Origin of the sequence: Shewanella sp. SM20, assembly GCF_025654545.1 — a bacterium.
Taxonomy (GTDB): domain Bacteria; phylum Pseudomonadota; class Gammaproteobacteria; order Enterobacterales; family Shewanellaceae; genus Shewanella; species Shewanella oncorhynchi.
This window is the reverse complement of sequence record NZ_JAKKRK010000020.1, coordinates 56502-77987: the sequence shown is the minus strand read 5'-3', so window position 1 is coordinate 77987 and position 21486 is coordinate 56502. Positions and strand designations below refer to the sequence as shown.

21 protein-coding genes and 1 pseudogene are annotated in these 21486 nt (G+C 45.0%); 9 read left to right on the top strand and 13 right to left on the bottom strand.

Going from position 1 to position 21486, the window contains the following annotated elements:
- The first annotated feature begins 13 nt into the window (after positions 1-13).
- Positions 14-928, top strand: a complete 915-nt coding sequence (locus L5M18_RS10340) for a hypothetical protein (RefSeq protein WP_105250488.1) — start codon at positions 14-16, stop codon at positions 926-928.
- Positions 929-1080: 152 nt separating this feature from the next.
- A complete protein-coding gene (locus L5M18_RS10335) occupies positions 1081-1665 on the top strand; it encodes a YSC84-related protein (RefSeq protein ID WP_105250489.1) in 585 nt (194 codons plus the stop codon).
- A gap of 147 nt (positions 1666-1812) precedes the next feature.
- Here the strand turns inward: L5M18_RS10335 and L5M18_RS10330 are convergent, their stop codons facing one another.
- The 7 genes from L5M18_RS10330 to L5M18_RS10300 all read right to left on the bottom strand — a co-directional run bounded on the left by L5M18_RS10330 (position 1813) and on the right by L5M18_RS10300 (position 8537).
- A complete protein-coding gene (locus L5M18_RS10330; protein ID WP_263196844.1) occupies positions 1813-2667 on the bottom strand; it encodes a universal stress protein in 855 nt (284 codons plus the stop codon).
- A 31-nt stretch (positions 2668-2698) separates the two neighbouring features.
- Positions 2699-4189: a SulP family inorganic anion transporter gene (locus L5M18_RS10325; RefSeq protein WP_263196843.1), complete on the bottom strand. Its 1491-nt coding sequence runs from the start codon at positions 4187-4189 to the stop codon at positions 2699-2701.
- Between the two features lie 455 nt (positions 4190-4644).
- A complete protein-coding gene (gene arsJ, locus L5M18_RS10320; RefSeq protein WP_263196842.1) occupies positions 4645-5895 on the bottom strand; it encodes an organoarsenical effux MFS transporter ArsJ in 1251 nt (416 codons plus the stop codon).
- 5 nt (positions 5896-5900) lie between these two features.
- Positions 5901-6911 (bottom strand): ArsJ-associated glyceraldehyde-3-phosphate dehydrogenase, encoded by a 1011-nt coding sequence (locus L5M18_RS10315; RefSeq protein ID WP_263196841.1) that lies wholly within the window; start codon positions 6909-6911, stop codon positions 5901-5903.
- Positions 6912-6975: 64 nt separating this feature from the next.
- Positions 6976-7089, bottom strand: a complete 114-nt coding sequence (locus tag L5M18_RS10310) for a thioredoxin family protein (protein WP_173248055.1) — start codon at positions 7087-7089, stop codon at positions 6976-6978.
- An 11-nt stretch (positions 7090-7100) separates the two neighbouring features.
- The gene (locus L5M18_RS10305) at positions 7101-8099 is read right to left on the bottom strand and encodes a permease (RefSeq protein ID WP_263196840.1); all 999 of its coding nucleotides are present in this window, start codon (positions 8097-8099) and stop codon (positions 7101-7103) included.
- A gap of 90 nt (positions 8100-8189) precedes the next feature.
- Positions 8190-8537, bottom strand: coding sequence for a metalloregulator ArsR/SmtB family transcription factor (locus L5M18_RS10300; protein ID WP_263147605.1), 348 nt, complete (start codon positions 8535-8537; stop codon positions 8190-8192).
- Positions 8538-8893: 356 nt separating this feature from the next.
- Between L5M18_RS10300 and L5M18_RS10295 the strand changes: the two genes are divergently transcribed.
- The 4 genes and pseudogenes from L5M18_RS10295 to L5M18_RS10280 all read left to right on the top strand — a co-directional run.
- Positions 8894-10177, top strand: coding sequence for an arsenic transporter (locus L5M18_RS10295; protein ID WP_263196838.1), 1284 nt, complete (start codon positions 8894-8896; stop codon positions 10175-10177).
- An 87-nt stretch (positions 10178-10264) separates the two neighbouring features.
- Complete coding sequence (gene arsC / locus L5M18_RS10290; RefSeq protein ID WP_263178934.1) at positions 10265-10699, top strand: glutaredoxin-dependent arsenate reductase; 435 nt, start codon at positions 10265-10267, stop codon at positions 10697-10699.
- Positions 10696-11418 (top strand): arsenical resistance protein ArsH, encoded by a 723-nt coding sequence (gene arsH / locus L5M18_RS10285; protein WP_317629895.1) that lies wholly within the window; start codon positions 10696-10698, stop codon positions 11416-11418. Before arsC ends, arsH begins: the two co-directional genes overlap by 4 nt.
- Before the next feature lie 199 nt (positions 11419-11617).
- Positions 11618-11806, top strand: a pseudogene (locus L5M18_RS10280) (hypothetical protein); the annotation flags it as partial.
- 127 nt (positions 11807-11933) lie between these two features.
- Here L5M18_RS10280 and L5M18_RS10275 read toward each other — a convergent pair.
- From L5M18_RS10275 to L5M18_RS10250, 6 genes are all read right to left on the bottom strand, one after another.
- A complete protein-coding gene (locus L5M18_RS10275; protein ID WP_198573238.1) occupies positions 11934-12539 on the bottom strand; it encodes a hypothetical protein in 606 nt (201 codons plus the stop codon).
- A 96-nt stretch (positions 12540-12635) separates the two neighbouring features.
- Positions 12636-13673, bottom strand: a complete 1038-nt coding sequence (locus tag L5M18_RS10270; protein WP_212600605.1) for an acyltransferase family protein — start codon at positions 13671-13673, stop codon at positions 12636-12638.
- A gap of 2 nt (positions 13674-13675) precedes the next feature.
- A complete protein-coding gene (locus L5M18_RS10265; protein WP_105250504.1) occupies positions 13676-15073 on the bottom strand; it encodes a hypothetical protein in 1398 nt (465 codons plus the stop codon).
- Between the two features lie 193 nt (positions 15074-15266).
- Positions 15267-15617: a YkvA family protein gene (locus L5M18_RS10260; RefSeq protein WP_263168460.1), complete on the bottom strand. Its 351-nt coding sequence runs from the start codon at positions 15615-15617 to the stop codon at positions 15267-15269.
- A gap of 49 nt (positions 15618-15666) precedes the next feature.
- Complete coding sequence (locus L5M18_RS10255; RefSeq protein WP_113941435.1) at positions 15667-16425, bottom strand: helix-turn-helix transcriptional regulator; 759 nt, start codon at positions 16423-16425, stop codon at positions 15667-15669.
- Positions 16426-16449: 24 nt separating this feature from the next.
- Positions 16450-16992 (bottom strand): YbhB/YbcL family Raf kinase inhibitor-like protein, encoded by a 543-nt coding sequence (locus L5M18_RS10250; protein WP_173248074.1) that lies wholly within the window; start codon positions 16990-16992, stop codon positions 16450-16452.
- Positions 16993-17462: 470 nt separating this feature from the next.
- Here L5M18_RS10250 and speFL point away from each other — a divergent pair, with 470 nt between their 5' ends.
- The 3 genes from speFL to potE all read left to right on the top strand — a co-directional run bounded on the left by speFL (position 17463) and on the right by potE (position 21469).
- Positions 17463-17579, top strand: coding sequence for a leader peptide SpeFL (gene speFL, locus L5M18_RS23485; RefSeq protein WP_100199882.1), 117 nt, complete (start codon positions 17463-17465; stop codon positions 17577-17579).
- Positions 17580-17900: 321 nt separating this feature from the next.
- The gene (speF, locus tag L5M18_RS10245) at positions 17901-20063 is read left to right on the top strand and encodes an ornithine decarboxylase SpeF (RefSeq protein WP_105250508.1); all 2163 of its coding nucleotides are present in this window, start codon (positions 17901-17903) and stop codon (positions 20061-20063) included.
- A gap of 86 nt (positions 20064-20149) precedes the next feature.
- On the top strand, positions 20150-21469 hold the full coding sequence (gene potE / locus L5M18_RS10240; protein WP_263196836.1) for a putrescine-ornithine antiporter: 1320 nt from the start codon (positions 20150-20152) through the stop codon (positions 21467-21469).
- Positions 21470-21486 lie beyond the last annotated feature (17 nt).

Sequence of the window (21486 nt, the reverse complement as noted above, 5' to 3'; positions counted from 1 at the left end):
CGAGGTATCGCATATGAACGAGTTTCATAGTTTTTTCACTCAAGCTTACTGGTGGTTGTCATTATTTGGAGGCGTACATTGCCTCGCGTTAGCTATTTATATTCGCTATTTCTATCACCCAGACGCTAACCAAAAACTCCTCGCCGCTTTCTTAAGTCTTATTGCTCTATACTTCCTCACGGGTATGTTGAACCGCGATAACAGTCCAATTCCCATTCATATCCTATTCAATCTGATTAACCCTATCTATTTTTTGCTCATGCCTTTGCTCTATCTCTATTGCAAACGCAGTTTAGCGCCAACCAATAAACCGCTAGGTTTTTCAAAGCATTACTGGCCATCTGCATTAACATTAGTTTTCGCCATTTTAGATATTGCCCTAAGATTAACTGCGCATCCCATCAACGAGTGGCAACCCATAGCTCTGATGCTTAAAGAAATGAGTATCAGCCAATGGGGCGCTCTACTCCCAGCGCTGTTATCTGTACAAACCTGTTTTTACTTTATCGCGCTGTGGATGTTGTTTCGTCGACATAAGCGCAATCAAAGAGATGTCACTCAAACCCAAGAGGCGCTCGGCACCATTCGGTTTCGTTGGCTGATAAGCTTGACCTTGGCCATGTTGTTGAATTGGTTAATCCGCGTATTTGTGGTGATCTTGCCTTTCTATCTTGGTGATAATCTATCGCTACTTTCCCACGCATTGCCAAGGCTGACCTTACTACTGAGCATGTATATGCTGGCGGTGTATGGGCTAAAGCAAATCACCCGCTCTGCCTACTTAAAAGGCCGCATGGCCGAACCAGAGCTAGAGCAACGCCCACTCGTCATTGAAAATATTCTCACCCCAGAGGAGTATGACTTTTTGCATCAAGTTCAGCAGGACGATGCAGAAAAAAACCAAGGTTCTTCGCCACCTAAGAACTAATTGGCGAAACTGCACTCCAATCATCACCACCAATATCACTCCAACCATTAAGTCGAACACTGAACCTAAGCTGACACATATGTCACTTTTGGCTGTCATTTGTGTCGATAAAGGCTAGTCTGGAACAACTAAAGACTTGAAGAGGCGTTACCATGAAATCATTTTTAACAGCCATTGCGGCATCAACATGCCTTATTGTGAGCCTATTTGCAGCCCCAACTGTACATGCAGATGAAAGCTACGATCAGGCTGTAGTCAATTTCCAAAAAGCGAAAGAAACCAGTAAATTTTTCGACACAGCCTATGGCTATGCTTTATTCCCAACTGTGGGTAAAGGCGGAATTGGGATCGGTGCAGCCTATGGCAAGGGCCGAGTCTACCAAGGCGGTGCCTATATGGGTGATTCGAGTCTGACTCAATTATCCATCGGTTTTCAATTAGGTGGACAAGCCTACAGCGAGATCATCTTCTTTAAAGATGCCAAAGCCTATGAAGCCTTCACGAGCGGCAGTTTCGAGTTTGACGCCCAAGCGTCGGCAGTTGCCATCAACATGGGAGCAAGCGCTCAAGCAGGAACCACAGGCAACTCAGCAGGCGCAGGCCAATCGGGTGGTAATCGCTCGGCGAGCGGCTCTTATATCAACGGCATGGCAGTATTTACCGCAGCAAAAGGCGGCTTAATGTTTGAAGCCGCTCTTGCGGGTCAAGCCTTTAGCTTTGAGCCTAAAGCTAACTAAGACGAGCCATTCGGCTGTGATATCAAACGGCGAGCCTAAATGCTCGCCGTTTTTTCTTAAATAATTACCTCAAGCTTCTGACTCGGATGTTCTAACTAAAACCAAGTCATTAGGATTGAGCGAAATAAGTTGAAATGCATATTTAACTTAGCGAAGTAATAACAAGGGGATATGGCTTTTACTGATCATCCTTGTGGTGTTACTACCCACAAAAAACTCCCGAATACGCGAATGACCATAGGCGCCCATCACCATAAGATCGATTTGATGCTCAAGTTGATAGATCTCAAGGGCCGTTTGCACTTCTCCCTGACAAACGGCGGTAACCACATTGAAATCCGCCGCAATCAGAGATTCGGTCACCAACGCCAGTTCAGCTGTCGCCAGCGATTGATCATCAGACACCATCACTAAATGACATTCGAGCCCTTTCAAGAGCGGACTCGTTAGCACTTGATTAAGGGCTTTTTTCGCAGTAATGCTGCCATCATAGGCGATCATAAATCGCTTCGGTGCAGTAAACTCGTCCATCACCACTAAAATAGGCTGCTTAAGCGTGCGAATGACATTTTCTAAATGGCTGCCAATGGCCTGCGCTTGGTCTTGATGCTGCTCCCCTTGACGGCCCATCACCACCAGTCTGGCATGGGATTCTTGCTCTAACAGAGTTTCGACTAAATCGCCGTGACGCTGCAAGGTTGCAACCACTCTGCTAGGCTGTTTCTCAACAACGCGGACTTTTGCGTCTTGCAGCATATACTTACCCTGCTCAAGTGCGAGTTTGCCTCGACGCGCTTCAAGCTCAACCATTTCATTGAGTAAGTGCTCCCGTGTACCTAGACCAATATTTCCTGATAGATTTGACTCTATCGGATAAGCAGACTTATCCAATACATGCAATAGAGTTACTGGGGCATCCAGTTGCTGAGCGGCCCAGCCACTGGCGTCACATACGGCGAGTGTCACTTTTGAACCGTCGATACAGGCAATCACATTTGTCATCGTATTTTCCTTTTCCTGTGTTGCTAAGGGCTTAGTGACCAGACATCATGTTTTCAACGTCTTCAGGCTTATCGTGCACCCCAAATTTATCGACTATGGTTGCACTGGCTTGGTTAAGGCCAATTAACTCCACTTCAGTTCCCTCGCGACGGAATTTAATCACCACCTTGTCTAGGGCCGATACCGCAGTAATATCCCAGAAATGCGCTTGAGATAAGTCGATAGTCACCTTATCAACCACTTCCCTAAAATCAAATGAATTACTGAACTTATCTGCCGAGGCAAAAAAGACTTGCCCAATAACTTGATAATGGCGACCTGCGTCGGTAGCAGCCGTTACACTCTTAACCACCATAAAACGGCCCACTTTATTAGCAAAGAACAGGGACGCGAGTAATACCCCCACAAATACTCCCATAGCTAAGTTATGGGTAGCGACCACCACAGCAACGGTCGCCACCATCACAAGGTTGGTTGATATTGGATGATGCTTAAGATTACAAATTGAATCCCAAGAGAAAGTACCGATAGACACCATGATCATCACGGCAACCAGTGCCGCCATAGGGATGAGCTTTAACCATTCGCCGAGGAATACAATCAATATGAGTAGAAATACCCCCGCTGAAAAGGTCGATAACCGTCCGCGACCACCCGATTTAACGTTGATGATCGACTGACCAATCATAGCGCAACCAGCCATACCGCCCATTAAACCCGCGCCGATATTGGCAATACCTTGGCCCTTACACTCGCGATTCTTATCGCTTTGGGTATCGGTTAAATCATCGACTATGGTGGCAGTCATCATAGATTCCAGCAAACCCACCACGGCAAGGCCGGCCGAATAAGGGAAGATGATCATCAGAGTTTCAAGGGTCAATGGCACTTCAGGCCAGAGGAAAATAGGCAAAGTATCAGGTAGTTGCCCCATGTCACCGACAGTACGAATATCTAACCCCATATAAACCGCAAAAAGTGTTAATCCGACAATACACACGAGAGGCGAAGGTACGGATTTACCGATCACAGGGATAAGTGGGAATAAATAGATAATACCAAGACCTGCAATCGTCATCGCATAGACATGCCAAGTCACATTGGTCAGTTCGGGCAACTGGGCCATAAAGATCAGAATCGCCAGTGCATTCACAAAGCCCGTCACCACAGAGCGGGAGACGAAACGCATCAAGCTTCCTAGCTTTAAGTAACCCGCGGCAATTTGCAGCACACCAGTTAATAGGGTCGCCGCGAGTAAATACTCGAGGCCGTGTTCCTTCACTAAGGTCACCATCAACAACGCCATAGCACCCGTTGCGGCAGAGATCATGCCAGGACGGCCACCTGTAAACGCGATGACCACTGCGATACAGAATGAAGCATACAGGCCGACTTTAGGATCGACGCCTGCAATAATAGAAAAGGCAATTGCCTCAGGGACTAACGCCAGTGCAACCACAATACCGGCTAACAGATCTCCGCGTATGTTGGAGAACCACTCTTTTTTCATGGTTTGTATCATGTCACTCACTCTGATTGAAATTTAATCATATCTTCCAATAGCTAATATCAACACTTGACTCAAATGTCAGCGCATAGCCAATAAGGTACTTATGCGTCAAGGTGACGAAATGCAATTGGGATTATGGGGTACAGCAAAACAACTACCGAGTCGGTAGCGACTAAGGACGGATCTTAACGATCCAAGAAGGAAGGATTAAACTAATGCGGCTTAATGCTCATCACCGAAAAATAACCTCACTTATATGAGCCAACTCAAATTTGACTGCATTAAAAATAGTTGTGCTATTGGGAATAGCGACATAATGACGTGTATAAAACAGGCCGGAGTATAGAGAGTTGTTTGCTCAAAATCAAAAAACTTCAGTTAACATCAGAGTGATTAAAATACCCACCATACTTTGGCGGGCATTGAATAAAAAAACTGCAACAACTCAGGGATAGCTTAGGTAAGTATTAAGCACCATCTGATATCGCTTTATGCCGAGGCAGTTTGATTGAGATAAGCGCCGCTAACGCAATAAATGCCGCCGATATCCACAGACAAGCCGCCATGCCATACACTTGATACACCCAGCCAGACAACACAGTCCCGATCAAACGCCCCATAGCATTAGCCATGTAGTAAAAACCCACATCTAACGATACGCCATCTTCATCCGCATAACTGACGATAAGATAACTGTGTAATGAAGAGTTGATCGCGAATAAGGCGCCAAACAGCATCAATCCCCAAATCAGTATATTCGCGGCATGGAAGTCATAACTTATCGCCAGCGCAATGCCTGCCGGCACTATGCTCAATATCGCCGCCCAACCTAAGGCGCTACGTCCATCGGGAACCTTGTTTTGGCTCGCCGACTTTGTCCCCGTCAAGCGAGGTGCGAAGCCTTGCACTATGCCATAACCTATTACCCAGAGTGCGAGAAAACCGCCGACATACCAATGATCCCAACCAAAGGCTGAGGCCAAATAAACGGGTAAAGCCACCACAAACCACACATCACGCGCACCAAACAAAAACATGCGTGCGGCAGAAAGCGTGTTTACCGCCGGACTCTTAGAGAAAATTTCCGTGAACTTAGGTTTGTTTTTGGCTTTACCTAAATCGCGTTGCAAACTTAACAGACTAAAAATCCACACCAGCAATAGGCCAATCGCCATGCCTAACACGGCCTGCTGGAATCCAAACAGGGTCAGTAAGGCGCCGCCCAAGAAGAACCCCGCGCCCTTTAGCGCATTTTTGGATCCAGTGAGCATGGCAACCCACTTATACAGCTCACCCTGAGCATCACTAGGCACCAACAACTTGATACTGCTCTTAGCACTCATCTTATTGAGATCTTTAGCGATACCCGACAAGGCCTGCGCCGCCATCACCCAAGCAACCGTAAGCATACTGCTAGGCACAAGCAGCATGCTAAGGGCGACAATCTGCATAAATAGGCCCACATTCATGGTCTTATTTAAGCCTAAACGCGCCCCGAGCCAGCCGCCGACTAAGTTCGTTACCACCCCAAAGATTTCATAGAAAAGGAATAGCATGGCAATTTGCAGCGGGCTATAACCTAATCCATGGAAATGGAGCACCACTAACATACGTAATGCGCCATCGGTGAGCGTGAATGCCCAATAGTTGCCTGTGACTACCAAATACTGGCGGATCTCGGGTGATATGTTAGACAAGAACCCTGTCAGCTTAGCCATAAAACTTATGCCTTATCCATCAGACCGACCATGCGGGCCAATTCGACGGTGCGATTGGCATAACCCCACTCGTTGTCATACCAAGCGTAGAGTTTGACCTGAGTGCCATTGATAATCATGGTCGATAGCGCATCGATAATGCTCGAACGCGGATCGGTTTTATAATCGACCGAGACTAATGGACGTTCCTCATAACCTAAAATGCCTTTTAGCGGTCCATCTGCCGCTTCTTTTAACAGGCGATTGACCTCAGCTTCGGTCGTTTTGCGACTCACCTCGAACACGCAATCGGTTAATGAGGCGTTCGCTAATGGCACCCGCACCGCATGGCCGTTAAGCTTACCTTTGAGTTCAGGGAAAATATGGGTAATAGCCGTCGCAGAGCCTGTTGTCGTAGGGATTAGGCTTAAACCACAGGCCCGCGCACGGCGGAGATCTTTATGCGGGGCATCTAAAATAGTTTGAGTGTTGGTAATATCATGAATGGTTGTCATGGAACCATGCACTATGCCGAGGTTTTCGTGGATCACTTTGACGATTGGCGCCAAACAGTTAGTGGTACAGGAGGCCGCGGTTACAATAGGATGAATAGCTTTGTCATAGAGTTGATGATTCACCCCCATGACAACGTTTAACACGCCCTCTTCTTTAACGGGCGCTGTGACCACAACACGTTTAACGCCTTGATCTAAATAAGCTTGCAACACTTCTTTGGTTTTCATCTTACCCGAGGCTTCAATCACCACATCGCAGGCGGACCAATCGGTTTCGGCGATGGTTTTATTGCGAGTACAGCGAATACGCTTGCCATCGATAATGATGTCATCGCCATCGCTGCTCGCCTCATGTTGCCAGCGGCCATGCACAGAATCGAATGTCAGCAAATGGGCTAAGGTCGCCGCATCCCCTGCGGGATCATTAATCTGCACAAACTCAACCTCTTCCCAGCCCCAAGCAGCGCGCAATGCTAAACGTCCCATACGGCCAAAGCCATTTATCCCGATTTTGATTGTCATACCGGCATCCTTCACACTCAGTTTTATATTAGGTGTTTTATATTATTTGTTTAAGATTAAAGCGTTATCTGTTCGATATAGCCGCGTTGATGCCCTTCTCGTTGGCAATGGCGGTAATAATCTCAGCGGTTTTAGTGCATTTAGCGCATCCACTACCTAATACTTTGATATTTAACATTTTTATAATCCTCACAGAATGGGACCTATAGCGTTAAAGATCCAACCGATTAAGGTGAATGAAATCAATAAAATAGCAAAAACGATGGCCAGCAAACGCCATTGCATCACCTGCTTGAGCAAAATGAACTCGGGAAAACTGGCGGCAACCGTAGACATACAAAATGCCAATGTCGTCCCTACGGGCAAGCCATTAGTGATAAGGCTCTCCATGATAGGGATAACCCCTGTGGCATTGGAATACAGAGGAATACCAATCAATACCGCCGCAGGAACTGACCACCATTGACCATCGCCTAAGTGGGCTTCGATCCAACCGTCAGGCACAAATCCATGGAGTGCGGCGCCAAGCCCAACCCCAATAATGACCCATTTCCACACTCTGCCAAAAATCTCTAGGGTCTCGCCTTTCGCAAATTCATGCCGTTCCGTTAACGTCATGGATATTGATGTCATACCCTCGCTATTATCGTGACTTGCTTGCGCCTTACCTTGTTCGAGTGCTTTGGCGGCAAAGGACTGCAGCCAACGCTCAGCGCGAATCGAGTCTAAAAATGCCCCCGCCAACATACCCACTGACATGCCGACTAGCACGTATATCACAGTGAACTGCCAGCCCAGCAGACTCACAAGCAACAGAACGGCGACTTCATTAATTAACGGCGAAGTGATCAGAAACGCCATAGTGATCCCAACGGGGATCCCCGCGGAAGTGAAACCTAAAAAAACCGGAATGCTAGAACATGAGCAGAATGGGGTAACAGCGCCAAAACCCGATCCCATAAAGTAACCGACAAAACGATTTTTACCCGCCAAGTAATCCCGAACACGCTCAACATTGAGCGAAGCCCGCATCAAAGCGATGCCATAAATCATCAGCAACAGGAGCGCAAAAATCTTAGTGGTATCTTCAATAAAAAAATGGATGGCGTCGGCGAGCTTAGTATTGGGCTCTAAACCCATCAAATCAAAAGTTAACCAGCCCGCTAAATCTGAAAATATTTGCAGCATTGTTACGCCACCTTAATATTAAGCAAAACTTTAGACACGTAAACATATGAAAAAACGTATATTTGAGGTTAAATTTTTGCTGCTAGTCTTCTAGCAGCAAGCTTTAGCACGGTCAGGACGCCCGCCCATCTTGCACAAATTACGCATATTTTCTTCAAGGAATACAGTGTTTTGGTTGGTAACTTCACTCAGCACTAACTGACTCCATTTGGGTAAGTCATTATTGATACGATAGAAAATCCATTGCCCCTGACGGCGATCAACTAATAAACCGCATTTACGTAATTGGGCCAAATGTCGCGAAATCTTAGGCTGGGTCTCTTGCAATGCCTCGGTCAATTCACAGACACAGAGCTCCCCCTCTTGCTGTATCAACATCATGCAACGCAAGCGGGTTTCATCGGCTAAACATTTAAAAAACTGGGTTGGATTAATCATTGATGCCCTTAGACTGAACTAGTACAAACATTTTGATCCTTTTGTTAACTTTCCTAAAGGCTCATTCAAACAGCAAGCTGTGAGCGGTAAGAAACAACACTCATTTTTCATGGCTATGGATCTTTTGGAAAGACCTTGTACAATATATACGAATTTTCATATATGTAAATATCCGTATATAAGATCACTTTAAGTTTCACGCATTAGTCAAAATGGTGTTTGAGTATAGTGTTCAACACTAAGATACATACGAAAATTCACATATAAAAAATCATTCAGACCCACCGACAATATCGTTAGGTGAGGCATTATTTTATGGTTACGGGTAGACAATCTCTACTCTTTGAGGAGCTTGTATGTGGTTAGCAGGGGCAATTTTTGTTCTCACCATAGTGTTAGTAATTTGGCAACCTAAGGGGTTAGGCATAGGTTGGAGTGCTACCTTGGGCGCCGTATTGGCCTTACTACTGGGTGTGGTCCACTTAGGGGATATTCCTGTGGTATGGAATATTGTCTGGAATGCGACCGCCACCTTTATTGCCGTGATCATCATCAGTTTATTATTGGATGAGTCGGGATTTTTCGAATGGGCCGCGCTACATGTGGCCCGTTGGGGCAAAGGTCGTGGGCGTTTACTCTTTACTTACATAGTATTACTCGGCGCGACTGTTGCCGCATTGTTTGCCAATGATGGCGCGGCGCTGATCCTCACCCCCATAGTGATTGCTATGTTACTGGCTCTGGGCTTTAGCGCCGGAGCAACCTTAGCCTTTGTAATGGCGGCGGGTTTTATTGCCGATACCGCAAGTTTGCCGTTAATTGTCTCTAACCTAGTCAATATTGTTTCAGCGGACTTCTTCAACATAGGTTTTAACGAATACGCCTCTGTGATGGTGCCTGTCGATATTGCTGCTATTAGTGCCACCTTAGTCATGCTGCATCTGTTTTTCCGCAAAGATATTCCCGCGACCTACGACTTGCAAAAACTACGCGAACCTAAGGCCGCCATTCGCGACCTCAACACCTTTAAAACTGGTTGGGGCGTATTAGTCTTACTCTTGGTGGGCTTTTTTGGCTTAGAACCGCTCGGTGTGCCTGTGAGTTTAGTGGCTGCCGTGGGCGCCCTGATCCTGTTTATGGTCGCGAAAAAAGGCCAAGCCATAGATACCACTAAGGTACTTCGCGGCGCGCCATGGCAGATAGTGATCTTTTCATTAGGCATGTATTTGGTTGTTTATGGTCTTCGCAACGCAGGCTTAACCGATTACCTATCGAGCGTATTAAATAGCTTGGCAGAACAAGGGCTTTGGGCTGCCACTATGGGCACGGGCTTCTTGGTCGCGTTTTTATCCTCCATCATGAACAACATGCCCACAGTGTTAATCGGCGCCCTGTCGATAGACGGTAGCAATGCAACTGGCGTGATTAAAGAGGCCATGATTTACGCTAACGTAATTGGTAGCGATTTAGGTCCTAAAATCACCCCCATCGGCAGTTTAGCAACCCTGCTATGGCTGCATGTACTGGCGCAGAAAAATATTAATATTACCTGGGGTTATTATTTCCGCGTCGGCATTGTGATGACGCTACCGGTGCTATTTGTCACCCTAGCGGCACTGACGCTGCGCCTCTCCTTCTAATCTTCGTCCATGGGCACTAGAGCATCTGTTTAGTGCCTATGGATAAATTTATAAGCGATTATTTATCAGAGACATGTTATGACTAATATGATTGATGACAGCATTAAGATTTACCACAATCCAGCCTGTGGCACATCGCGCAACACTTTAGCATTGATCCGTAATAGTGGAGTCGAACCCCAAATCATCCACTACTTAGAAACGCCACCCTCCCGCGATGAATTACTTAAGCTAATTAATGAGATGAAAATCTCTGTGCGTTCATTGCTACGCAACAATGTTGAACCATTTGAACGACTAGGACTTTCTGAAGACACATTTAATGATGAAGAACTGGTTAACTTCATGCTGACTTATCCCATTTTAATTAACCGTCCTATCGTCGTTACGCCGCGAGGCACAAAACTCTGTCGCCCGTCTGAGACAGTGCTTGATATTTTGACCAAAGCACAACAAGGCCCTTTCACCAAAGAAGATGGCGAAATCATCATTAATGAACAGGGACAAAGAGTTCGCACATGAAACCACTAAACCACGATATGCCAGCGCTCAAACAAGAATTAATGGTTAATAACATGGATATGAACTGTTTTAATCTAACTCCTCTAACCCATCCGCCTAGAATACTGATGCTTTATGGCTCAGTACGAGAACGCTCCTATAGCCGACTGACGACGGAAGAAGCCGCTCGACTATTAACACACATGGGCGCAGAGGTGCGTATTTTTAACCCTTCTGGACTTCCACTTCCTGATGATGCGCCTGACAGTCATCCCAAAGTCATGGAACTAAGAGAAATGGTACGTTGGTGCGAAGGTATGGTGTGGTGTTCACCAGAACGCCACGGTGCGATGACCAGTATTATGAAAGCCCAAATCGATTGGATCCCTTTGGCTGAAGGTGCTGTCCGGCCTTCACAAGGTAAGACATTAGCAATAATGCAGGTGAGTGGTGGTTCACAGTCCTTCAACACACTAAACCAAATGCGTATATTGGGACGATGGATGCGCATGTTCACCATACCCAACCAGTCTTCAATCGCAAAAGCTTGGTTAGAGTTTGACGAGGCAGGCCGAATGAAACCTTCGCCTTACTACGATCGCGTAGTTGATGTTATGGAGGAATTGATGAAATTCACTTTACTCCTGAGGGGCAATGTTGATTTCCTCACGAACCGATATAGCGAACGCAAAGAAAGCGCTTCAGAGCTATCAACCCGAGTAAATCAAAAAGAAATATAGATTAAACACTAAAAGTATTCTCGACTATGGAGCAAAAGATTAGCCCTGCGCCAACTTTTGCTCCAGATAAGAACCATCACGCAAAATAAATACATTCCAAATACACGAGTGAGCACCTAAATCCTTAAAGCCAGCTAAAAACTCTCTGTAACTTGCCATCAACCAAGCCTTAATCAACCGCAGTTCACCCACCTTCTGGATTGATGAAGACGCCATGTACAGGATAAAGTATCTGCGAGGTGGTACGCTGAGGATGCGAAATGATAACGCTCAGGTGGGAGAGACTTACACCATGATAAAGGCTCTGAACAAGCTTATAGTGCTATTTATGCCTGAAACCCAGCATATCGTCCAATATTTAAACAGCCATAAAAGTTCTGCTCACTGAATCTGCTTAGGAAACAATGAGTTGACTGAGTTTAATGCAAGGCTGAGCCCGTGTAGTGTCGTTATCCACATAAACGGGCAACATAAGCAGGTGATGAACACAATTTTGAGCTAGCTTGATAACAACACTAGTCGTGTCCCCAAGGTTTGGGCGGTAATGCTACTGGCTGGGTAAGATCAAAATCGACTTTGAAATCGCGGTTTTCGCGCGTAAGTTGATAGCTAAACGTTGTTGGCGTAATTTCCATGTGCCACACATTCGTGATCGACTGGGTTAGCCCATTCTTAACGAAGTTATCGATAGATTCCCTATCAATTGGAAATGATTGTTTCTGTACTGTCCCATCATTCATAGTGTCGCCGCCATACATGGTCACAGCATCTTCACTTCCATCCTGATGGCGATGGTCGTGCTTCAACTTAAGTCCTTGCTGCGTTTTAGTCAGCACCCAAGTACGCGAGTGGTCATCACCCACATGGAACGGGATCTTAAGCTCAGTGTCGCTACATTCACGCACGTGCATAATTAACGACTTACCGCTAAAGGCTGAATCGGCACTGTCACCCGATACCACTTTTCCCGCAAAGGCTTGGCCACAATGGGCCGCGATTTGTGCGAAAAAAGTATTCTGCGTCTTGGTGGATAGCGACTCAACTTGAGCGGCGATGGATGGCAACGCGATAAAAGACAAACTGATGAGCCCGAGGCTCGGTAGGGTAATGTTGGGATTCATTATGTTCTCCACTTTTTTAGATGGAAAACACCCTAACACTAGGAAATAAATTCAAACTGAATTTCACCTAGTGTTAGTGATGATAAACCAAAGTGATTACCAGCCGATATAAGTACGCGATCGATTACCCAGACGCTTTTTGATAAAGCGAGCCGTCATAATACTGCCTACCATCATGAAAATGAAAATCCCAGCGGAAAAGAGCACGCTAGTCACAGCAGAATCTGGTGGGAAGCGGAAACGCATTACGGTTGCAGCCGTGTTAAATAGCATATCGAAGAGTGGATGAATAAAGAAAATTGCAAAACTCATCTCAGCGACTTCGACTAACCAAGGCAAACGACTTCGTCCCGACAACCATTCACAGAAATTCAGTACTAATACACATAAACAAAGTTTCTGAATAAACTGCCAATCGATACCGTTATACTCAAACGGTGCCTTATGATAATTACCAATATGCTGCACTATGTAAGTTTGTTCGACTAAGCTCACCACTAAAAAAATCATCGCTAGTGCGGTGAAAATAGAGCCAAAGCGCGTCACAATATGTTCATCTTGCGAATATAAAATACCAATCAAGTAGAAAGGTACAAAATACACAACTGAGTGGATGAAATTGACGTTACCTATAGGTCTATGCAATAGGATTGCTACCACACAGCTCAGTACAAATAGTGTCCAACGCATCTGCTGCGAGCAACGGATAAACCATAAAAAAATCGGCGAGAATAAAAACACCGCCATGATGAAGGGAATGTACCAGTGCGGATACAGAATATAACCGTTACGCACAGTATAAAAAATACTCAGCAAGACATTATCGAGCGGCTGATGCTCCATAAATATCCAGCGCAAACACAAACAAAATAGACCAATCAATGATACAACTAAAAAAGGATAAAGTACGTTTTGTACTTTGTTCTTCATAAACTTGCTGTAGTCGAAATCCTTATAAAAAATGCGATGGAAAAAGTATCCCGAGATAAACACAAATAACGCTGTGCCACCACGCAATAGATTTTCCAGCAACAGCGGGAAACCTTCACCAGAGTTGTAAATACTGTGGCCAAGCACGATAAAAATAATCGCAATGCCACGCATGTAGGTAAATTCGAGCTGATTTTTTCTCATTATTAATTCATCGCACAGTAGAGGGTTCTTCCATCAACAACACTCGCAGAAACCCTAATAGTTCCATGGACTTCCGCTTCGTTGAATACCAGATACTGACCCTCACGCTGAAAGGGGAATGCTAAAGGTAACAGAGTTGCCGCCTCAATGCCCTCACAAAAATTTTGTACCGGAACATCAAGTAATGGACTGCCACTCACTGACAAGTTACTAAATTGCGCGCTCATCCCTAAATAAGCTTGAGTCATTTCCTCTTGATAGGGCACCACATAAAAGCCAGAACGTACGTCACCCACATCAATAAAACTGCTGCTATCGCTCACGCTCGGCATAACCAATAACGGCACTTTTGGATCCTGCACATTCAACAACAACTGAGACAATTTTGCTTGAGTGGCAGGGTAATACGCTAGCATCTCCTGCAGCTGTTTCTTCTGTTTAGTGTCTTTCTTGTCTAACGGGGATACTGGCTTTACGCGGTTCAGTAGTAAATCCACAGGCAACATACCCGACATGACCGACTCTTTCCATACATAAGGGTCTTGAGTGCTATCCAACAATATGCCCGCCAGAGCGCCAATATTTGCCGCCTCAGCCGTCCAACCAACCCACATTTTCTGCTGTTGATAATAGTCATACACATATTTTGTCAGTATTTGCTGATAACCAAGTAAAGTTTGATTTTGACTCAATACACGCGCACCTGCGGCCAATTCCACATACTTAGCGCTGCCTTCAACGAGATCATTGATGTAACCGACTCTATCTTCATTCGGCGCAATTTGGCGCCATTGCTGCAACCAATAAGCAGCATAGCTAAGATGTAATGACTGTTGTTCGGGTTGTGCCAGCGCCGCCATTAAGGCATCAAATAACTGTAAACGATAATAGCGAGCATCGAAGTTGAGCGGAAAGACCTCACCCTCATAACGCTTACCGTCTTCTAATACTCGCCATTCGGATTGGGCATAAAAATGGAAGGCTTCATGCAAGCCATTGCTCGCCCAGATTAAAAAAGCTAAATCCGTTGGCTTAGTGTCGCGAGTAAATTGGATGTTCGGCACTTCGAGCTGGATCAATACGCCTGGCTGGCCATTATATTGTGGAAAGCCGAAGCTCACCGATAGACCAGAGTGCAGATTGACAGACTCTAACACACTGTTATCTTGGATTATTTCGCCACCAGGCTGTCGAAGCCAGACATTACCACCATAACTAAAGAGGTGTACTTTATCTTCAAGGCGAAAACCGGGCCACAAAGCTTCGCTCTGGCGACTATTCTGTGCCATAAAATCGAGGTAAAGACGGGCGAGTTGTTCCGGAGAGGCCTCATCGGCAAACGCGGGGGTAGCGGCAGAGACACCTAAAAGCCATAGGATCACTACCATAATATTTTTCATTTATCTGCCTAAACAAACACAAGGGGTTTACAAAACAGCGCTAGCATATAGCGCAATCAAGCAATAGTGAAACATTTGCAAAAAAATATTTTTACCCCAGAAAATCTCAGTCAAAACCAAATCAACGACTCCTAATGAAATCATATTTTTAGCACAATTTTGCATCACTTAGGCGATTGCTCTCGCAATAGGTTTAAGTCTTAGGTTCGCTCGGCTTATCTCCAAACCACAGTGTGAGTTTATCCGCTGCAAGGGATTTCACTTCATCATCGATATATAAGGTCACCATAGTCAGGGCCGCGGCAAGGGCACCTAAATCATCGGTAAAGCCAACTAAAGGAGTCAGATCGGGAATCGCATCTAAAGGCAAAACAAAATACGCTAAAGCGCCGTAGATGACTGACTTAGCCCACTTAGGCGTATTGGGTTGTTGCGCTGCATAATAAAGCCATAGTGCCCGCTCGATGACCTCTCTACCTGCTTGACGGCTAAAGAGTTTGATCTTGTTCCAAAATCCGCTGTCAGTAAATTGCTCATCCGCCATCATATTTCTCCAATACCCTAAAGTTGTTTGGGTATACACCCATGCCACTTCACAGTGTACGACGATAAGCCGCAGGGGTCAGGCCAAATTGCTGCTTAAAACGTAAGGAAAACTTTTCCGCAGATTGATAACCACAGGCCAAAGCCACTTGTAATACTGGCTCACTCGAATTCTGCAACATGGCTAAACCATGACAAAGCCGCACTTCTACCAGTAACTGCCTAAAACTGGTGTCTTCTAAGGCCAATTTACGCCTAAGGCTTGCCGTGCTCATGTGTAACTTGTCGGCAATATCCTCCTGCTGCCATGACGCCGAAGGACTCACACTCATCAAGGCCAAGGCCGCTTGAGTCACGCTGCGTTGGGTGTGTCCATACAACCAGTTCACACTGCGTTTATCCGGCAAACTTAACAGTAACGCGGCCAAATAATGTAGTTGAACAGGATCGGCCAGAGACAAGGTCAAACTCTGTAATAGCGCATTCCAAGCTAAGTCCACAGCGCGTGATATGTTTTGGACTGGCATAGGGTCACGCCAATCGGTAGCACTTGATAAAATGCCTTGGGGTAAATCGTGGGGGAGTAATAACTGCACCGCCCGATAACGCCCAAGAAAAGGTCGATTAACAAAGCTAATATGCGAACCAGCAGGAATTAACAGTAACTGCCCTTGGCCTACTAAAACAGATTCATCTTGCCAGAGCAGAGACTTTTCACCATAGATAACCCGAATAATCGACGGCTGATGTACAGGGACTTGAGATAAAGATTGTGCCTGCTTCGAATCATATTCAAACATACGGATCATGACACCAGCCTAATTATCAATGGATTATCGATTATATACCGCAGTCAACTTGGCGTTGCCGAGCGCTTGTGCCCTGAGCATAAAGCCCAATAAGGCAGGGCTAGCGTCCTTTGGCAATTCTAAAGCACTGGGTAATGCCCACACAGTAAATTCATACCTGTGAACGCCATGACCTTGGGGCGGGCATGCGCCACCAAAATTTGTAGTGCCAAAATCGTTCTTCAAGGCAATGGCGCCTTTGGGCAGTGCATCAACATGCGAGCCCGCACCTTGTGCGAGCGAAGTTTGCGCTAAGGGTAAGTTATATACGGCCCAGTGCCACCAACCGCTGCCCGTTGGTGCATCAGGATCATAAGCTGTCACTGCAAATGCTTTAGTTCCTGTGGGCACGTCAGTCCAAGTCAGTTGCGGCGAAATATTTTCCCCTTGGCAACCAAAGCCATTAAACACTAATTGCGATGTCAGTTTATTGCCCTCGCTCATATCTTTGCTCGTTAATGTCATAGCACTTGCCTGTCCAACGAATAACCCAAGCACTAAACTCGCCCCTAACCACCCTTTATTCATGTCTATCTCCTATTCATGTTCGACCTGACTCACTTTACGTCAATCAAAAAAATAACATCTGCCCTAAAACGACAACTTTCTGCCCCAAATGCTCAAATGTGAGAAAAAAGTTATCACTTTTGCACTTTTCAAGCGGAAGGATGATTTTGTAACGGAAATATCTGCATAACAATGCAGATATGGAATGCGGTATAAATCGGAATGATGATTACAGCAGCCTTTAAATTAAGATTAGATATTTGAAATAAGATATTTTATGCAAATAATATTATTTAAATAATGCTGACAATATTTACTTTCATTATTTAGATAAAGATACTTAAGCATGATTGACTCAATTTAATATCGATAAATTAAGTTAAATTGACGTGCTAATTATTTAAAAATAAGACATAGGTCATGATTTTATTTATAACTCGCATATAAACTTCATTACGTAATAAAAACCTAACCATTTTCTCTAAGTCATAATGGAGTCGTATATGAAGAGGAAATCTAAAATTATGGCGCATATCAGGCGCACACGGCATATCATGATGCCTAGTCAACGTGACTATTTCGATCACTCCTTTATCTTCCTCCGCTAACCTTAGCGTAGGTAGTAGGCCAATTAACAGGTCTAAAGTGCTATTGCTCTAATAGGCGCAAACACTTATCGTACTGTTTTCATTTGGTTTATTATCTAACACCTTAATCAAAGCATTCTTTTATCAGTGCAGTTTTACTGCGGCTAAGCTATTCATACGCTCAATAAATATATTTCTACTTATATTTATTTCGTAACTTTGGCATAACCACATTTAATCTGCGCACGGAATAGCTATATCTAATTTTCATACCATTAATGTTTTTAATTAGGTATAGGCACACTTGTATCTATTTTTTATAAAGTAAAAGGGAAATTAACTATGAAATCATTAAAAGTAGCCGCTAGCTTATCTGTTAGATCTTGTTTCGATATCGACAGAGAGGTTGTCAATGTATTAACCACAGATTTTTGCGATGTGGGCGCGGCTGTCGTCTCTGTTGATGATGTTAGAAATGGTATTGTTGAAAAGATTAAAAACACCGGATTGAAACTGCCCATTTTCGTTTCAGTTTGCTGTGAAGAAACCTTCCCTGATGATGTTTGCTCATCGATTACAGGGGTATTTGAACTCTGCGGTGATAACACTGACTTCTACGGAAAACAGGTTGAGACTGCAATAAGTAAATATGAACAAGCGCTATTGCCACCTTTCTTCGGTACGTTAAAAAAATACGTCGAAATGGGTAACTCTACCTTTGCTTGTCCTGGTCACCAAGGCGGACAATTCTTCCGTAAACACCCTGTGGGTCGCCAATTCTTCGACTTTTTTGGCGAAACAATTTTCCGCGCGGATATGTGTAATGCCGACGTAAAACTGGGTGATTTACTGATCCATGAAGGCGCTCCACTGGAAGCACAGAAATACGCTGCCAAAGTTTTTAATGCCGATAAAACCTATTTCGTACTTAACGGCACTTCGTCATCAAATAAAGTCGCGACTAATGCGCTGTTAGCGAAAGGCGACCTCGTGTTATTCGACCGCAATAACCACAAATCAAACCACCATGGCGCGTTAATTCAAGCAGGTGCTACACCTGTTTATTTAGAAACGGCACGTAATCCCTTCGGATTTATTGGTGGCATTGATGCCCACTGTTTCCAAGAGTCCTATCTAAGAGAGCAAATTCGTGAAGTCGCGCCAGAAAGAGCCGATGAAAAACGCCCATTCCGCTTGGCGATAATCCAACTCGGCACCTATGACGGCACCATCTACAATGCTCGCCAAGTGATTGATAAAATTGGCCATCTTTGTGACTACGTCTTATTCGACTCGGCTTGGGTGGGCTATGAACAGTTCATCCCTATGATGAATGACTGCTCACCACTCTTGCTCGAACTGACTGCTGAAGATCCAGGCATTATCGTGACTCAGTCGGTGCATAAACAGCAGGCAGGTTTCTCACAAACCTCGCAAATCCATAAAAAAGATAAACATATCAAAGGCCAAGATAGATATTGCAACCATAAACGCTTCAACAACGCCTTTATGATGCATGCCTCTACCAGTCCCTTCTATCCTTTATTTGCGGCGCTAGATGTAAACGCGAAAATGCATGAAGGCGCAAGCGGTCGTTATCTGTGGCGCGAAGCGGTAAAAGCGGGTATCGAAGCACGTAAGCTATTGCTCAAAAAGTGTAAATATATCAAGCCATTCGTGCCAACAATGATCGACGGCCGCCTATGGCAAGACTATGAAACCGAACAAATGGCCGATGACTTACGCTTCTTCGAATTCGAACCTGGTCAGAAATGGCACTCCTTCGAAGGTTATGAAAAAGGCCAATACTTTGTTGACCCTTGTAAGTTCTTATTAACAACACCGGGCATAGATGCTGAAACAGGCAAATATACCGAATTTGGTATTCCAGCGACTATTCTGGCTAACTTCTTACGGGAAAATAATATTATTCCAGAGAAGTGCGACTTGAATTCGATTTTATTCCTGATGACACCTGCGGAAGATATGGCCAAGATGCAACATCTGGTATCACAAATATCTCGTTTCGAGAAATTAGTCGATGAAGATGCGCCATTATCTGAAGTATTACCTAACGTTTATAACGCCAATAAAGCCCGTTATAAAGACTATTCTATCCGTCAACTCTGCCAAGAAATGCACAATCTTTATGTCAGCCATGACGTAAAACAACTGCAGAAAGAAATGTTCCGTAAAGCGCATTTTCCTACAAAAGTGATGGACCCACAGGAAGCAAACCTAGAGTTTATTCGCGGTAAAGTAGAACTAGTCCCACTCTCGCAAATTGAAGGCCGTATCGCTGCCGAAGGTGCGCTGCCATATCCACCAGGCGTGTTATGTATGGTGCCAGGTGAAATATGGGGTGGTTCTGTTCAGCGTTATTTCCTTGCCCTTGAAGAAGGCATCAACCTATTACCTGGATTCTCACCAGAACTGCAAGGTGTTTATCTCGAAAATACCGCAGACGGCAAAATTCAAGCAATGGGCTATGTACTAAATAAATAATGAAGACTGACTGCAGAGTTTATTAACCCCACTCTGCAGTCAAATTCATGCCTCCTATAATAAGTCACCTAAATTAGGTTATTAGTATGAGTAAATCAGAAAATAAAATTGGCGTCGTCCAATTAACTATTATCACCATAGTCAACATGATGGGTTCGGGCATTATTATGCTGCCAACCCAATTAGCTCAAGTCGGTACTATCTCCATTTTATCTTGGTTAGTAACAGCAGCAGGGTCAACGGCCCTCGCCTTCGCCTTTGCTAAGTGCGGTATGTTCAGTAAAAAATCCGGTGGTATGGGCGGTTATGCCGAGTATGCCTTCGGCCGTTCTGGCAACTTTATGGCCAACTACACCTATGCCGTCTCGCTGTTAATCGCCAACGTCGCGATTGCCATCTCTGCCGTGGGTTACGCTGCCGTGTTGCTGGACGTTAACTTAAGCCCGATGGCAATTTGTCTTGCGACCATTGGCGTACTTTGGTTGGCAACCATTGCTAACTTCGGTGGTGCCCGCATCACGGGTCGCGTCAGTAGCGTGACTGTGTGGGGGATTATTCTGCCAGTGATTGGCGTATCTTTAATTGGTTGGTTCTGGTTTGACATCGACCTCTATAAAGGCGCATGGAACCCGCATGATATGCCATTCTTCAAAGCGTTAGGCGGTTCTATCGCTATGACTTTGTGGGCGTTCCTCGGTTTAGAATCGGCCTGTGCAAACTCAGAAGCCGTCGATAACCCAGAAAAAAACGTACCTATCGCCGTGATGGGCGGTACCTTAGGTGCTGCAGTGATTTATATCGTTTCCACTAACGTCATTGCCGGTATTGTGCCAAATGCCGAGCTTGCCATGTCAAATGCGCCATTCGGCTTAGCCTTCGCACAAATGTTTAATCCAGTAGTCGGTAAAATCGTGATGGCCTGCGCCATTATCTCCTGTACTGGATCACTCTTAGGTTGGCAGTTCACTATTGCCCAAGTGTTTAAAGCCTCTGCTGATGAAGGATTTTTTCCTAAAATATTCTCTAAAGTCAGTAAAGCCGATGCGCCAATTTGGGGCATGACAATTATTGTTTCTATCCAAACCGTCCTTTCATTAATGACTATTAGTCCATCGCTAAGTAAGCAATTCGAAGCCTTAGTGAACCTCGCCGTTGTCACCAATATTGTGCCTTACATACTGTCGATGGCAGCCCTTGGGGTAATGCAAAAACAACTTAAAGTGCCTGCCCATAAGGCCCGTATTGCTAACGTAATTGCCGTGATCGGTGCTTTATATAGCTTCTATGCCCTGTATAGCTCAGGCGAAACTGCAGTAATGCTTGGCGCCATGGCCACCTTCTTCGGTTGGACTATCTTCGGTGTGATTTCCAACAAAGCAACGGTTAACGATACACGTCCAGCCTAAATCCGGCTAACGCACTA

Bases quoted from the DNA above. Each gene is read 5' to 3' on its own strand.
- L5M18_RS10275 (WP_198573238.1), bottom strand. From the start codon at position 12,539: ATGAATCCCAACATTACCCTACCGAGCCTCGGGCTCATCAGTTTGTCT.
- L5M18_RS10330 (WP_263196844.1), bottom strand. From the start codon at position 2,667: ATGACAAATGTGATTGCCTGTATCGACGGTTCAAAAGTGACACTCGCC.
- L5M18_RS10265 (WP_105250504.1), bottom strand. From the start codon at position 15,073: ATGAAAAATATTATGGTAGTGATCCTATGGCTTTTAGGTGTCTCTGCC.
- L5M18_RS10295 (WP_263196838.1), top strand. From the start codon at position 8,894: ATGTGGTTAGCAGGGGCAATTTTTGTTCTCACCATAGTGTTAGTAATT.
- L5M18_RS10325 (WP_263196843.1), bottom strand. From the start codon at position 4,189: ATGATACAAACCATGAAAAAAGAGTGGTTCTCCAACATACGCGGAGAT.
- L5M18_RS10270 (WP_212600605.1), bottom strand. From the start codon at position 13,673: ATGAGAAAAAATCAGCTCGAATTTACCTACATGCGTGGCATTGCGATT.
- L5M18_RS10305 (WP_263196840.1), bottom strand. From the start codon at position 8,099: ATGCTGCAAATATTTTCAGATTTAGCGGGCTGGTTAACTTTTGATTTG.
- L5M18_RS10260 (WP_263168460.1), bottom strand. From the start codon at position 15,617: ATGGCGGATGAGCAATTTACTGACAGCGGATTTTGGAACAAGATCAAA.
- arsC (WP_263178934.1), top strand. From the start codon at position 10,265: ATGATTGATGACAGCATTAAGATTTACCACAATCCAGCCTGTGGCACA.
- speFL (WP_100199882.1), top strand. From the start codon at position 17,463: ATGGAGTCGTATATGAAGAGGAAATCTAAAATTATGGCGCATATCAGG.
- L5M18_RS10300 (WP_263147605.1), bottom strand. From the start codon at position 8,537: ATGATTAATCCAACCCAGTTTTTTAAATGTTTAGCCGATGAAACCCGC.
- L5M18_RS10250 (WP_173248074.1), bottom strand. From the start codon at position 16,992: ATGAATAAAGGGTGGTTAGGGGCGAGTTTAGTGCTTGGGTTATTCGTT.
- L5M18_RS10340 (WP_105250488.1), top strand. From the start codon at position 14: ATGAACGAGTTTCATAGTTTTTTCACTCAAGCTTACTGGTGGTTGTCA.
- speF (WP_105250508.1), top strand. From the start codon at position 17,901: ATGAAATCATTAAAAGTAGCCGCTAGCTTATCTGTTAGATCTTGTTTC.
- potE (WP_263196836.1), top strand. From the start codon at position 20,150: ATGAGTAAATCAGAAAATAAAATTGGCGTCGTCCAATTAACTATTATC.
- arsH (WP_317629895.1), top strand. From the start codon at position 10,696: ATGAAACCACTAAACCACGATATGCCAGCGCTCAAACAAGAATTAATG.
- L5M18_RS10255 (WP_113941435.1), bottom strand. From the start codon at position 16,425: ATGATCCGTATGTTTGAATATGATTCGAAGCAGGCACAATCTTTATCT.
- arsJ (WP_263196842.1), bottom strand. From the start codon at position 5,895: ATGGCTAAGCTGACAGGGTTCTTGTCTAACATATCACCCGAGATCCGC.
- L5M18_RS10335 (WP_105250489.1), top strand. From the start codon at position 1,081: ATGAAATCATTTTTAACAGCCATTGCGGCATCAACATGCCTTATTGTG.
- L5M18_RS10315 (WP_263196841.1), bottom strand. From the start codon at position 6,911: ATGACAATCAAAATCGGGATAAATGGCTTTGGCCGTATGGGACGTTTA.
- L5M18_RS10310 (WP_173248055.1), bottom strand. From the start codon at position 7,089: ATGTTAAATATCAAAGTATTAGGTAGTGGATGCGCTAAATGCACTAAA.